Annotated in this window: 12 protein-coding genes; 4 read left to right on the forward strand and 8 right to left on the reverse strand. The window is 63.9% G+C overall.

Features of this window, described 5'->3' with window-relative positions; genetic code table 11:
* Positions 1 to 273 precede the first annotated feature (273 nt).
* On the forward strand, positions 274 to 777 hold the full coding sequence (locus RF638_RS13160; RefSeq protein WP_129700551.1) for a DUF3145 domain-containing protein: 504 nt from the start codon (positions 274 to 276) through the stop codon (positions 775 to 777).
* Positions 778 to 966: 189 nt separating this feature from the next.
* Here RF638_RS13160 and RF638_RS13165 read toward each other — a convergent pair whose 3' ends face one another.
* The 6 genes from RF638_RS13165 to aceE form a co-directional block, all read right to left on the reverse strand.
* The gene (locus RF638_RS13165) at positions 967 to 2,229 is read right to left on the reverse strand and encodes a beta-ketoacyl synthase (RefSeq protein ID WP_259917139.1); all 1,263 of its coding nucleotides are present in this window, start codon (positions 2,227 to 2,229) and stop codon (positions 967 to 969) included.
* 131 nt (positions 2,230 to 2,360) lie between these two features.
* Positions 2,361 to 2,606 (reverse strand): acyl carrier protein, encoded by a 246-nt coding sequence (locus RF638_RS13170; protein ID WP_016996935.1) that lies wholly within the window; start codon positions 2,604 to 2,606, stop codon positions 2,361 to 2,363.
* Between the two features lie 152 nt (positions 2,607 to 2,758).
* Entirely contained in the window at positions 2,759 to 3,826 is a 1,068-nt protein-coding gene (locus RF638_RS13175) for a beta-ketoacyl-ACP synthase III (RefSeq protein ID WP_368629275.1), read from the reverse strand.
* A 63-nt stretch (positions 3,827 to 3,889) separates the two neighbouring features.
* Positions 3,890 to 4,801: an ACP S-malonyltransferase gene (locus tag RF638_RS13180; protein WP_315278150.1), complete on the reverse strand. Its 912-nt coding sequence runs from the start codon at positions 4,799 to 4,801 to the stop codon at positions 3,890 to 3,892.
* 90 nt (positions 4,802 to 4,891) lie between these two features.
* Entirely contained in the window at positions 4,892 to 6,127 is a 1,236-nt protein-coding gene (locus tag RF638_RS13185; RefSeq protein ID WP_368842203.1) for a PucR family transcriptional regulator, read from the reverse strand.
* A gap of 127 nt (positions 6,128 to 6,254) precedes the next feature.
* On the reverse strand, positions 6,255 to 8,993 hold the full coding sequence (aceE, locus tag RF638_RS13190; RefSeq protein ID WP_368842204.1) for a pyruvate dehydrogenase (acetyl-transferring), homodimeric type: 2,739 nt from the start codon (positions 8,991 to 8,993) through the stop codon (positions 6,255 to 6,257).
* A 333-nt stretch (positions 8,994 to 9,326) separates the two neighbouring features.
* Between aceE and RF638_RS13195 the strand changes: the two genes are divergently transcribed.
* Genes RF638_RS13195 through RF638_RS13205 form a run of 3 tightly spaced genes read left to right on the forward strand, consistent with a single transcriptional unit; the run spans position 9,327 to position 11,162 of the window.
* Entirely contained in the window at positions 9,327 to 9,743 is a 417-nt protein-coding gene (locus RF638_RS13195) for a DUF3052 domain-containing protein (RefSeq protein ID WP_368842205.1), read from the forward strand.
* A 43-nt stretch (positions 9,744 to 9,786) separates the two neighbouring features.
* Positions 9,787 to 10,248, forward strand: coding sequence for a peroxiredoxin (locus tag RF638_RS13200; RefSeq protein ID WP_129700560.1), 462 nt, complete (start codon positions 9,787 to 9,789; stop codon positions 10,246 to 10,248).
* Positions 10,248 to 11,162, forward strand: a complete 915-nt coding sequence (locus tag RF638_RS13205) for a Sir2 family NAD-dependent protein deacetylase (protein WP_095798248.1) — start codon at positions 10,248 to 10,250, stop codon at positions 11,160 to 11,162. Before RF638_RS13200 ends, RF638_RS13205 begins: the two co-directional genes overlap by 1 nt.
* 97 nt (positions 11,163 to 11,259) lie before the next feature.
* Here RF638_RS13205 and ppgK read toward each other — a convergent pair whose 3' ends face one another.
* The gene (ppgK, locus tag RF638_RS13210; protein WP_368842207.1) at positions 11,260 to 12,096 is read right to left on the reverse strand and encodes a polyphosphate--glucose phosphotransferase; all 837 of its coding nucleotides are present in this window, start codon (positions 12,094 to 12,096) and stop codon (positions 11,260 to 11,262) included.
* A 72-nt stretch (positions 12,097 to 12,168) separates the two neighbouring features.
* Positions 12,169 to 13,065: a type I methionyl aminopeptidase gene (gene map / locus RF638_RS13215; protein ID WP_368842208.1), complete on the reverse strand. Its 897-nt coding sequence runs from the start codon at positions 13,063 to 13,065 to the stop codon at positions 12,169 to 12,171.
* Positions 13,066 to 13,114 lie beyond the last annotated feature (49 nt).

Genomic DNA, 13,114 nt, shown 5'->3' on the forward strand with positions numbered 1-13,114 from the left:
GCTCATCACCCCAGGGAACTACGCGGACATTCTTACGTGAGGCACCCGCTCCCGTTCCCGGACCTTTTAGCTGAGTCTCGTCGTTAGGTTGACCCGCACACGTCCCTCCTGAACAATGGGTGCCAGCAGCCACGCGAGTTGATCCACCGGCCTCGAATCCGCGAGAAGGACTCATGGTGGCTGTGAAACAACTAAATGTGTCTGCGGTGGTGAACCGAAGAACTCCGTGCAGGGCGTTGGGGAAGACGTACCTACATGACGGAGGAACAGGCTATGTCTTCACCAACCACCCGCGGTGTGCTGTATGTGCACTCCGCACCCCAGGCGCTGTGCCCCCACATCCAGTGGGCTCTGGAGTCCGTTTCGCGACAGCGAACGGATCTTGAGTGGACCCCTCAGAACGCCGAACCCGGTGCCATGCGCACCGAACTCGAGTGGTCCGGGGTCGCCGGTACAGGTGCCCTCTTGGCTTCCGCCCTGCGCACCCTGGGCCGCGTGCGCTTCGAGGTCACCGAGAACCCCAGCCGCGGCAACGATGGCTCGCGTTGGTCGTTCACGCCCGATTTGGGAATTTTCCATGCCACCACGGACGTAGCCGGCAATATCGTGGTCTGCGAGGACAGAATCCGCTACGCCTACGAGGCCGCCGCCGGAGATCCCACCCTGCTCCTCACGGAACTGTCGGTGGCCCTGGGTGAAGCCTGGGACGAGGAACTCGAACCGTTCCGCCACGCGGCCGAGGGCGCTCCCGTTCGCTGGTTGCACCGCGTCAGCTAGGACACGTTCACAGGAAACACGTCCCGCAGCGCCCGGAGACAACGCCTGAGTCGATGATGCTCGGGAGTTCCCGATGGCGCCCGCACCAGTAACGTACGTCAACGCCCCACGACAAAGAGCCCCGGCTCGCACCGCTTTCCGTCAGCGGTGCGAGCCGGGGCTCTTTGTTTCTCAGTCGGTAGCCGACTCCTAGACGGAGCGGAAGGCCGCCACGGAGTTGTGACCGCCAAAACCGAACGAGTTGGAAATGGCCACCATGTCACCCGAGGGCAAATCGCGGGCCGTGGTCACCACATCCAGATCGATCTTCGGGTCCTGGTTGTCCAGGTTGATGGTGCACGGCGCAATCCGGTTCTTGAGCGCCAGGATGGTGAGCACACCTTCCACGGCACCGGAGCCACCCAGCAGGTGACCGGTCATGGACTTGGTGGCCGAGACAGCCATACTGTCCACCTCGGAGCCGAACGCGGCGCGGAGGGCACCGGCCTCCGGGATGTCACCCACGGGCGTGGAGGTCGCGTGTGCGTTGACGTGCTTGATCTCGGAGGGCTCGAAACCACCTGAGACCATGGACTCCCGCAGTGCGCGCGCGGGGCCACCTTCGTCGCCGATGGCCGGGGAGGTAATGTGGTGCGCGTCCGCGCTGAGACCTGCACCGGCAAGCTCGGCATAGATCTTGGCGCCGCGGGCCTTGGCATGTTCCTCTGATTCCAGGATGCATGCTCCGGCGCCCTCGCCCATGACGAAGCCGTCACGGTCGATGTCGAAGGGGCGCGATGCAGCCTGCGGATCGTCGTTGCGACGAGACAGGGCCTGCATCGAGTTGAAGGCCGCGATGGTCACGGGGTGGATCGCACTTTCTGCGCCGCCCACGATGACCACGTCCGCCTTGCCCTCGCGGATCAAGTTGAGACCCTGGTAGAAGGCCTCGGTGCCTGAGGCGCACGCCGACACCGGGGTGATGGCGCACGCACGGGCCTTGAACTCCATACTCACGGACGAGGCATTGCCGTTGGGCATGAGCATGGGAACGGTCATGGGCTTGACGCGGCGCGCACCCTTGGCCTGCATGGTGTCCCAAGCATCCAAGAGGGTCCACACGCCACCGATACCTGTGCCGAAGGCCACGCCCACGCGGGTGGGATCCAGTTCGTCGCTGGTGTCCGCGGTGTCGCCGGAGAAACCGGCATCGTTCCAGGCTTCACGTGCGGCAGCCACGGAAAACTGTCCTGAGGGGTCCAGACGTTTGGCCTGGACGCGGGAGACCACGTCTTCCGACGGGGCGGGGGCGGTCGCGCCGATGCGGACCGCCAAGTCGTATTGTTCGACCCAGTCATTTTCCAGGGCGTGAACACCGGAGACGCCCTTGAGAGCGTTGGCCCAGGTTTCCTGGACGTTTTCACCGATGGGGGTGATGGCTCCCAAGCCGGTGACAACTACTTTGCGGGACATTATCTGCACTTCCTCGTGTCCGGGATCGCATGGGTTCCGGAGGCTGGCGGTGGCCAGGGGTCCGGTAGACGAAGCGCGGCGTGCGGATGACCCGTGAAGGGCCGCCCAGCACGCCGCGCTTCATCGAAGGCTCAGGCCTGAGCGTTGTCGATGAAGTTGACGGCGTCCTCGACGGTCTTGAGGTTCTTGACCTCTTCGTCAGGAATGGTCACGTCGAACTTCTCCTCGGCGTTGACCACGATGGTCATCATCGAGATCGAGTCGATGTCGAGATCGTCGGTGAAGGACTTGTCGAGCTGGACAGCTTCGGTCTCCAGGCCGGTCTCTTCGTTCACGATTTCTGCCAGGCCGGCCAGGATTTCGTCTTTGCTCGCCATGGTGGCTTCCTTTCTCTGGGGTCGCATCACGCGACCTTGCTATTGAACGACGACGCTCTGGTGAGCTGTCGCTGTGGTTCGCACCGATTCAACCGGAACGATCCAAGAACATAAGGTGTGCGGTCTAACCCTACGACACCTCACTGGCGGGTTTAGGGCAGCAGCACCACTTGGGCGCCGTAAACCAGACCCGCACCGAAACCGATTTGCAACGAGGGCTTTCCGGACAGTTCCGGGTGCTCCGCGAGCAGGCGGTGTGTGGCCAAGGGGATGGATGCGGCAGAGGTGTTACCCGCGTCCGCAATGTCGCGGGCGATGATGACCGACTCGGGCAGCTTGAGCACCTTGGCCATCTGATCGATGATCCGCATGTTCGCCTGGTGGGGCACGAAAGCGGCCAATTCCTCGGGAGCCAAACCTGCGGCGTCGAGCGCTTCCTGAGCGACGCGCGCGCCTTCCCACGAGGCCCAACGGAAGACCGTCTGGCCGTCCTGACGCAGCGTGGGCCACAGGGTGGCGTCCGGGCGCATTTCGCCGGTCTCCGGGTCCGTGAGGTCCTTGGAGAAGGTGCGTTCGCCGCCCTGCTCCACCGTCAGGATGTCGGTGAGCGGGTGAGTCATGCGAATGGCGTCCCACTTGGAACCGTCCGAACCCCAGACGGAGGGACCAATGCCGGGCTCGTCCGAGGGGCCGATGACCGCAGCTCCGGCGCCGTCACCGAGCAGGAACGAAATGGAACGCTCACCGTTATCGATCACGTCCGAGAGCTTCTCGGCACCGATCACCAGAACGTTGGTGGCCGCACCGGAACGCACGAGCGCGTCCGCCTGGGCGATGCCGTAGCAGTAACCGGCGCAGGCCGCCGAGACGTCGTAGGCAGCCGCCGGGGTCGCACCAATGCGATCCGCGAGCTTGGCCGCCAACGAGGGCGTCATGTACGGGAACGTCACGGTCGAGACGATGATCGTGCTCAACTGCTCGCCCGTGAGTCCGGCGTTCTCCAGGGCTTCACGCGCGGCGTGCTCGGCCATCTCCAGCACGGAGACTTCCTTGGGAGCACGCTTTCGGGTGTGAATACCGGTGCGCTTGACGATCCACTCGTCCGAGGACTCGATCCACTGGCACACGTCGTCATTGGTGACCGTCACGGAAGGACGGTAGGCACCCATACCGAAGATCTTGGAATGGGCGTTCGGGGTGTTCTGCTTAATGGTCGCCACGAGAGGCTGACTCCTTACTTGGTGCGAATCCGTTGCGTGCTGCGCGATGGCGAGGCACCGTTGTCAGCTCAGAATACTCCGGACCGCTTCAAGATCTTCGGGTGTGTTAACCGCGGTTGCCTGTGCAGATTTCAGGCCGCGCTTGGCCAGCCCCGCCAGAGTGCCGGCCGGCGGAAGCTCGACGAGCTGCTCCACGTCCAGCTCGGCCATGGTGTCCATGCAGGCGTCCCAGCGCACGGGGCGACAGACCTGCTCCACGAGGGATTCGAGAACGTCGGTTCCCGAGGCGATGACCGAGCCGTCGAAGTTGGTCAACAACGTGTGGGCGGGGTCCTGCGGGGACAGCTGCGGAGCCAGCTCACGCAGCGGTTCCAGCGCGGGAGCCATGTGCTCGGTGTGGAAGGCCCCGGCCACCTTGAGGGGGATCACCTTGGCGCGGGCCGGGGGATTCTCCTTCAATGCAGCCAACTGCTCCAGGGTGCCGGCCGCAACGACCTGGCCACCACCATTGGCGTTGGCGGGGGAGGTGCCGGCTGCTGCGATGGCCTCGGCGACGTCGTCGGCCTTGCCGCCGAGAACTGCGGCCATGCCCGTGGGCGTTGCCGCGGCGGCCTTGGCCATTTCGGTGGCGCGAACCCGGACGAATCGCATGGCGTCCGCCTCGCTCAGTACGCCCGACAGAGCGGCGGCGGTGATCTCGCCCACGGAGTGACCCGCGAAGACGATGTCATCGCGGTCCTTCCAGGAGTTGGCCAGCAGCCGTCCGGCGATGAGTCCTGCCGCCACGATGAGGGGCTGTGCGACGGCAGTGTCCTTGATCGTTTCCTCGTCCGCTTCGGTGCCGTAATGGGCGAGATCCAGCCCGGCGGCCTCGGACAGTTGCGCTACATGCTCTGGCACACCGTCCACGGTCAGCCATTCGCGGAGGAAACCTGGTTTCTGGGAGCCCTGACCCGGGCAAACTACGGCAATCACCATCCTATTTCACCAAATCGTGACCGGATCGGGGGTGTTCTCGGCCACCAAGTGGTGTGTGCTGCTTTGTGCGAGTCCTACAAACCCACCCTATTGGGGCGAGTTCAGGCGACCCGCGACCATGGCGCAGTGCAGCACGAAGGCATCTCTGGGGATCAAGGGGTCCCACCCGGTGATGTCGCAGACCCTGCGCAGCCGATAGCGCACGGTGTTGGCGTGGACGAACAGTTCGCGAGACGTGGCCTCGAGAGAATTACCCACACTGAAGTAGGTGCTGAGGGTGTCCACCAGTCCGGTAGAGGAGCTGGACAGCGGTTCCCACACGGCGTCGACCATCGCTCGCAGGGCCAGTGGATCGCCGGACATGGCGCGTTCGGGCCACACGTCCTCGGAGTCCACGGGCCTCGGGGCCTGGGGCCACGCCGACGTCGCTCGGAACCCTGCCGACGCGCGGTCGGCGGAGTATTTCGCATCGAACACCGTGTCGACGGCGGGGCCGAAGACCACGGGCCCCTCACCGAACACGGACGCGAGTCTGGGAAGAGCGCGTCGGGGGTCCTCGACGTCACCCAGGACGAGCACCAGGCGATCGGTCTGGATCGAGACCAAGCACTCCGCGGCATGGCGGGTTGCGGAACGGCGGATCTTGTCCACACTGCCCGGCCCGGTGGTGGCCGGTGCCGTACCCACCATGACTGTGACCTGACCCTGATCCGTCCACCCGAGCGCGGCGACCCGGGAACGGATGGAATCCGAGCGGTCCCCGCGCAGGATCCCGTCCACCACGAGTGACTCCAACCGGGCGTCCCACGAGCCGCGGTTCTCGGCGGCCTTGGCATAGACGTCCGCGGCGGCAAAGGCCACTTCCCGGGAGAAGCGCAGCACGGCCTCGCGCAATGCGCTCTCGTCACTGGGCTGCGCGAGCTCGGGAACTTTTTCCTCCACGACGTCCACCACAATGCGCAGGACCTGCAGCGCGTTCTGCAGGGAAATGGAACGGGTGAGTTCGGTGGGCGCCTGCTTGAAGACTTCCGTGAGCACCCAGACCGGCTCTTGCGGGTCCTCGTACCAGCGCACGAAGGAGGAGATACCGCGCTGAGCCAGGAGCCCGAGCTCGGAGCGTTCATCGGCGCGCAGCTGGGAGAACCACGGCAACGTAGTGCTCAGCCGTTGGACGGCCACGGTGGAAACCTGGCCCAGATTGGCCTTGAGATTGTCCAGGGTGCGCGGATGGGGGCTTCCGGCAGGTCGATTACGCAGGGGCCACGTCACACGTCGAGAGGAGCGTTGTCGTGCGGGAGCCGTGCCCTTGGAATCGGAAGCCATGGAATGAGGTTAGTGCATCCAAAACCCTGACGCCCGCCCACGGTTTCGTGAGCGGGCGTCAGGGTCGATTCCGGGTGACGGTTACCGGGAGCGTGTCCCGGGAACCGTCACCGTGCGGTCGGCGAGATCAGGCCTCGCCGCCGGCGTTGCCGGAGGTACCGGCGTTCGGGTTGAGCAGGTCGTACTTGTCGATCGCCTGGGCCGGAGCGGACCAGTCGACCTCACCGCGCTTGGCCAGCATCTCCAGAGTGCGCACCACCATCGAGTGAGCGTCGATGTTGAAGAAGCGACGAGCGCCGGCGCGGGTGTCAGAGAATCCGAACCCGTCCGCACCCAGGGATGCCCAGTCGTTGGGCACGTACTGCCGGATCATGTCCGGCAGGTCCGAGGCGAAGTCGCTCGTGGCGACGACGGGACCGGTGGCACCCGCCAGAGCCTGGGCCACGTACGGGGTGCGGGCACCCTCGTTGGGGTTGAGGAACGCTTCTTCCTCGGCGGCCTGCGCGTCGCGACGCAGGTTGATCCACGAAGTTACCGACCACACATCGGCGGAAACACCCCAGTCCTCCGCGAGGATCTTCTGAGCTTCGATGGCCCACGGCACACCCACACCGGAGGCGAGCAACTGCGCACGGGGACCCTCATTCTCGGCCGGCTTGAGCAGGTAGATGCCCTTGACGATGCCCTCGACATCCACGTTCTCCGGCTCGGCAGGCTGGTGGATGGGCTCGTTGTACACCGTGAGGTAGTACATGACGTTGTGGTCCTCGTCGGCCGTGCCGTACATCTGCTCGATGCCGCGCTTGATGATGTGCGCGATTTCGTAGCCGTAGGCGGGGTCGTAGTGGATCACGGCGGGGTTGGTCGCGGCCAACAAGGGCGAGTGGCCGTCCATGTGCTGGAGACCTTCACCGGCCAGCGTGGTGCGACCGGCGGTCGCGCCGATGATGAAGCCACGCGCCAACTGGTCCGCTGCGGCCCAGAACACGTCACCGGTGCGCTGGAAGCCGAACATCGAGTAGAAGATGTAGAACGGGATCATCGGTTCGCCCTGGGTGGCGTAGGAGGTGCCCGCCGCGGTGAACGCGGCCACTGCGCCGTCCTCGTTGATACCCGGGTGCAGGATGACGCCCTGCTCGGACTCCTTGTAGGCCAGCATCAGTTCGCGGTCCACGGACAGGTAGTTCTGCCCGTTCGGGTTGTAGATCTTGGACGTCGGGAAGAACGAGTCCATACCGAACGTACGGGCTTCGTCGGGCACGATCGGCACGATGCGCTGACCGAAGTCCTTCTCACGCATCAGATCCTTGAGGATGCGCACGAACGCCATGGTGGTCGCGGCGAGCTGCTTACCGGAGCCCTTCTTCGCGGACTTGAACGCCTTGTCCGAGGGAAGGGTGATCTCCTTCTGCTCGTGCGGGCGGTCGGGGGTGAAGCCACCCAGTTCCTTACGCAGCTCGAGCATGTACTTGATCTCCGGCGAATCGGCACCCGGGTGGTAGTACGGCGCGCCGTGCAGATCCTTTTCGAGCTCTTCGTCGCTGATCGGGATGCGCATGCGATCGCGGAAGGCCTTGAGGTCGTCCAGGGTCAACTTCTTCATCTGGTGCGTTGCGTTACGCGCCTCGAAGTGCGATCCCAGTCCGTAACCCTTGATGGCCTGGGCCAGAATCACCGTGGGCTGGCCCTTGTGCTCCAGTGCTGCCTTATACGCGGCATAGACCTTGTTGTAGTCGTGAGCGCCGCGCTTCAGGTTCCAGATCTCGTCATCGGAGAGATCGGCCACCAATTCCTTGGTCTCCGGGGACTTGCCGAAGAAGTGATCGCGCACGAATCCACCGGACTCGGCCTTGTACGTCTGGTAATCACCATCGAGCGTTTCGTTCATGATCCGAACGAGGTCGCCGGTCTTGTCCTTCTCAAGCAGGGAATCCCACTCGCGGCCCCACACGACCTTGATGACGTTCCAGCCCGCGCCACGGAAGAACGCTTCGAGCTCCTGGATGATCTTGCCGTTACCGCGCACCGGGCCGTCGAGTCGCTGCAGGTTGCAGTTGACCACGAACGTGAGGTTGTCCAACTTGTCGTTGGCGGCCAGCTGCAGCAGACCGCGGCTCTCTGGCTCGTCCATCTCGCCGTCGCCCAAGAAGGCCCACACGTGCTGGTCGGAGGTGTCCTTGATGCCGCGGTTGTGCAGGTAGCGGTTGAACTGCGCCTGATAAATGGCGTTCATCGGACCGATACCCATGGATACGGTGGGGAACTGCCAGAAATCGGGGAGGCACCGCGGGTGCGGGTACGAGGGCAGCCCCTCGGGAGCCTTGGTCTTCTCCTGGCGGAAGGCATCCAGCTGTTCCTCGGTCAGGCGCCCTTCCAAGTAGGCGCGAGCGTAGTTACCGGGGGAGGAGTGGCCCTGCCAGAAGATCTGGTCACCACCACCCGGGTGCTCGGGTCCGCGGAAGAAGTGGTTCAAGCCCACTTCGTAGAGGGTGGCCACGCCGGCGTAGGAGGAAATATGGCCACCCACCCCGATTTCGGGGCGCTGCGCGCGGTGGACCATCACGGCGGCGTTCCAGCGGATGAACGCGCGGTACCGGCGCTCGATCTCCTCGTCGCCGGGGAATTCCGGTTCCTGGTCCACGGGAATGGTGTTCACGTAGTCCGAGGTAGTCACCATGGGCACACCGACCGAATGCGCACCCGCGTACTGCAACATGGCGCGCATGATGTACTGCGCGCGTTCGGTGCCCTGAGTCTCGATCAGACCCTTGAAGGATTCGATCCACTCTTGGGTTTCCTCGGAGTTGGCGTCCTCCAGATTATTGGTCAAGCCACTGAGAATGTGGTGGTTGCTGGATGAAGACACTTCAACCTCTCTATCATCGGCTCCGTGAATCGGGGTTGGCCCGGCGAGGAGCGTCATCGGTGCCCGCTGTGGGACGTACCGCTTTGCTCTATATCGTGTCATAAATGGTCAGTGATCATACCGGCAGGCTCTGGTTCCGCGCGTCACATAGAAGTCGTCACAACAATTTGAATCCGCGCTTTCCATGCGGTGGAGCTTGAACGAGACTCGAATCCGGTGTTGTCTTGTATCGCACCGTTTATATGTTCGGTCCGGCACCCGTCGGCCACGACATCCGTCAGTGCATCGGCACTGTGGGCGGTTGCACGTCTACATCGAGAAGGAGTATATACGGTGAGCGAGGCAAAGGCCCCCGACGAGTCCGCGGTGGACCAGCTCAATTTTAAGGACGGCGACTACGTCCAGGAGTTCGGTTACGACGACGACGTCGACGCTCAGTTGCGGGACCAGATCGAAGCCACCATCGGCTCTGAGCTGTTCGATGACGAGGCCCAGGAAGTGGTGGACGCCGTCATTCTGTGGTGGCGCAACGGCGACGGAGACCTGGTGGACGAACTCGTGGACGTCCAGACGACCCTTGACGAGGGCGGTGTGGTCTGGCTGCTGACCCCCAAGGCCGGCCGCGAAGGCCACGTTTCCCCGGCCGACGTGCAAGATGCTGCCCCCACCGCGGGGTTGCACGTGACCACCACCGCGCGGGTTTCCGCGGACTGGTCCGTCACCCGGTTGGCACCCAAGCGCAATTTCTGACCATGTGCGCGATCACCCACCAGCCACGCCAGGAGCTGCTCCCATGATCTCCGTCGGGTCTTCCGCACCGGATTTCACCCTGCCCAACCAGCGCGGCACCGCGGTGACGCTCTCACAGCTGCGCGGCAACCCCGCGGTGTTGATCTTCTTCCCGTTCGCGTTCTCACCCGTGTGCACCAGTGAGCTGTGCTATCTGCAGGACCACCCCGAGGTGTTCGAGATGAGCAACGCCAAGGTGCTGGGGATCTCCACCGACAGTTCTTTCACCCTGGACGCTTTCGCACGCCAGGAATCCTATGACTTCGAGTTGCTGTCGGATTTCTGGCCCCACGGTGATGTCAGCCGGCGCTTCGGCGTTCTGTCCGAGGACGGCGGTTACGCCAAGCGGCAGACGTTTGTCCTTGATTCCCAGGGCGTGATCGTGGACGCTTTCGAGTCCGAGGTCACGGAACCCCGGCAATTGGAGCGCCTCGAACAGGCGCTGGCCCAACTCGAGCAGCACTGATGCCCGTTCGGGTGATTCGCGCCGGCTACGGGGCGCCCCTGGACGCGACACAGTTTCCGGATCCTCATGCCCTCGATGCCGCCGCTGGACTGCCAGCGGCGGTTTCCGCGTTGTCGGGACGGCGGTTGGCGGTCCTCACGGGCGCGGGCGTCAGCACCGATTCCGGTATCCCGGACTATCGGGGCCCCGGGGCGAAACCACGAACGCCCATGACCTACCAGCAATTTATGGGCTCGAAACGGATGCGTCGTCATTACTGGGCGCGTAACCAGTTCGGATGGCACTTCGTCGCCCAGGCTAAACCTTCCGAGGCGCACGCGGCCCTGGCGGAATTGGAACACCGGGGCTCGCTCTGCGGAATCATCACCCAGAACATCGACCGGTTGCATCAAAAAGCCGGATGTATCGACGTCCTGGACCTGCACGGCACCCATCAACGGGTGATCTGCACCCGTTGCCGCTCCACCATTCCCCGTGCGGTGTTGTCGGATCGCTTGGATGCGTTGAATCCCGGGTTCTACGACGACGTCGCCACGCGCCACGACATCGAATACGCGCCGGACGCGGACGCCACCATTGAACACACCGAGCACTTCAACATCCTGGACTGTCCGGTGTGCAGCGGGATCCTCAAACCCGACGTGGTGTTCTTCGGCGAGAACGCGCCGGCGGAGCGGGTGCGTTACGCAAAACTGGTGGTCGACAGGGCCGAGGCACTTCTTGTCGCGGGCACGTCATTGACAGTCAATTCCGGCAAACGGTATGTGCGTCGGGCGGTGAGCAACGGGATTCCCGTGGTCATCGTCAATCACGGGGTCACGGGCTCCGATCACCTGGCCACGGTCAAGGTGGACGCGTTCGTGGGCGGGTTCCTGCGATCGCTCACAGATGAACTGCTCCGTGGTGTTGATTGAATCGCCAGAGCTACATAAACTAGAACACGAAGATCCCGTTGGGACTGCGGAGGGGAAGCCGCGGTACCAACGGGATTCTTTGCGTTCGGGGTTCGTGCTACTTCTTCTCGGGGTCGATCACTGCCTTGGCCGCCTGTGCATCACGGCACTGCTGGGCCCACAGGGCAGCACCCACGATTCCCGCGTTATTGCGCAGTGAGGCAATCTCTACCGGGGTCTTCAGGTCCAGGTACGGCACGAACTTCTCGGAGTTCTTGGACACACCGCCGCCAATGATGAACAGGGACGGGGAGAACAGGAACTCCACGTGGGAGAAATACCGCTGCAGTCGCTTCTTGGCCCATTTCTTCCATGGTAGATCCTCGCGTTCGCGAGCCGCCGCCGATGCCTGGGTCTCGGCGTCGTGGCCGTCGATTTCCAGGTGGCCTAGCTCGGCGTTGGGAACCAGCTGGCCGTTGAGGATCATTGCGGATCCGATGCCGGTGCCCAGGGTGATGACCATGACCAAACCGGTCTTGTCGCGGCCCGCGCCGTAGTACGCCTCCGCCAACCCGGCGCCGTCGGCGTCATTGAGAGCCTCCACTTCACGGCCCAGGGTTTCGGTCATGAGCGCATCCACGTTGGTGTTGATCCATGACTTGTCCACGTTGGCGGCCGAGAGCGCCACGCCGTCCTTGATGATGGCCGGGAACACGATACCCACGTGTGAATCAGAAGCCGGAGCCTCGGGACGCGACTGCAGCTCGTCCACGATCTGCTTGACCACGTTGGCCACGGCCTCGGGAGTGGCCGGGTTGGGCGTGGGGATGCGGTAACGGTCACCCACGAGTTCACCGGTGCTGAGATCCACGATCCCGCCCTTGGTGCCGGTACCTCCGATGTCGATTCCGATACCCAGTGATGACACGGCGTCGGTGGGCTTGGTGGGGCTCATGAACGGTCCTCTCGGTTCACGGTGAAACCAGGTGGTCAGGGGCAATTCTCACGCCCCGAGTGTGCGGTCAGTTTACGGGAGTGTGAGCACGTCCACGCCGTCTTCGGTCACAACCATGGTGTGTTCGAACTGGGCGGTGCGACGCTTGTCGGAAGTGGTGATGGTCCAATCGTCGTCCCACTGGTCCCACGCGATCGATCCGAGGGTCAGCATGGGCTCGATCGTGAAGATCATGCCCGGCTTCATCTCGGTGCTGTAGCCGGGGGCGGCGTCGTAATGCGGGATGATCAGCCCGGAGTGGAACTCGCGCCCTACGCCGTGACCGGTGAAGTCGCGGACCACGCCGTAGTTGAAGCGCTTGGCGTACTTCTCGATGACCCGACCGATCACGTTGATCTCGCGGCCCGGGCGGACGGCCTTGATCGCGCGGTTGGTGGCTTCGCGGGTGCGTTCCACCAGGAGCCGGGAGTCCTCGTCCACGTCGCCCACCAGGAAGGTGGCGTTGGTGTCGCCGTGCATCCCGTTCTTGTACGCGGTGACATCCAGGTTCACGATGTCCCCGTCCTCGAGCACGGTGGAGTCCGGGATTCCATGACAGATGACCTCATTGAGAGAGGTGCAGATCGACTTGCGGAAACCGCGGTAGTCCAGGCACGAGGGGTAGGCACCGTGATCGCACATGTACTCGTGGGCGATGCGGTCCAGCTCGTCCGTGGTGACTCCCGGCTGCGCCGCGGCACCGGCCAGTTCGAGGGCGCGGGCCGCAATGCGACCGGCTTCGCGGACCAGCTCGATCTCCTCCGGGGTGTACATGTTGGAGTCATTGCCTTCATTGGCATCCATGCGGCCCACATATTCGGGGCGGGTGATCGAGGCGGGGACCGTCCGTGAGGGTCCGATGATCCCCGGTTTGAGGTCCCCGACGGGAGCGGTGGATCCGGGAGCTGGGGCCAGGTTGTGCGATGTCACGGTGGGTCGTTGCCTCCAACGGGTTGAAACGAAGGGCAGCTGCCGGGCG

Source organism: Kocuria sp. CPCC 205235 (assembly GCF_040980905.1).
In the GTDB taxonomy this organism is placed as follows: domain Bacteria; phylum Actinomycetota; class Actinomycetes; order Actinomycetales; family Micrococcaceae; genus Kocuria; species Kocuria carniphila.

Excerpts from the sequence above, each read along its gene's own strand:
- RF638_RS13160 (WP_129700551.1), top strand. The coding sequence starts at position 274 with ATGTCTTCACCAACCACCCGCGGTGTGCTGTATGTGCACTCCGCACCC.
- RF638_RS13170 (WP_016996935.1), bottom strand. The coding sequence starts at position 2,606 with ATGGCGAGCAAAGACGAAATCCTGGCCGGCCTGGCAGAAATCGTGAAC.
- RF638_RS13205 (WP_095798248.1), top strand. The coding sequence starts at position 10,248 with ATGCCCGTTCGGGTGATTCGCGCCGGCTACGGGGCGCCCCTGGACGCG.
- RF638_RS13200 (WP_129700560.1), top strand. The coding sequence starts at position 9,787 with ATGATCTCCGTCGGGTCTTCCGCACCGGATTTCACCCTGCCCAACCAG.
- RF638_RS13165 (WP_259917139.1), bottom strand. The coding sequence starts at position 2,229 with ATGTCCCGCAAAGTAGTTGTCACCGGCTTGGGAGCCATCACCCCCATC.
- RF638_RS13185 (WP_368842203.1), bottom strand. The coding sequence starts at position 6,127 with ATGGCTTCCGATTCCAAGGGCACGGCTCCCGCACGACAACGCTCCTCT.
- ppgK (WP_368842207.1), bottom strand. The coding sequence starts at position 12,096 with ATGAGCCCCACCAAGCCCACCGACGCCGTGTCATCACTGGGTATCGGA.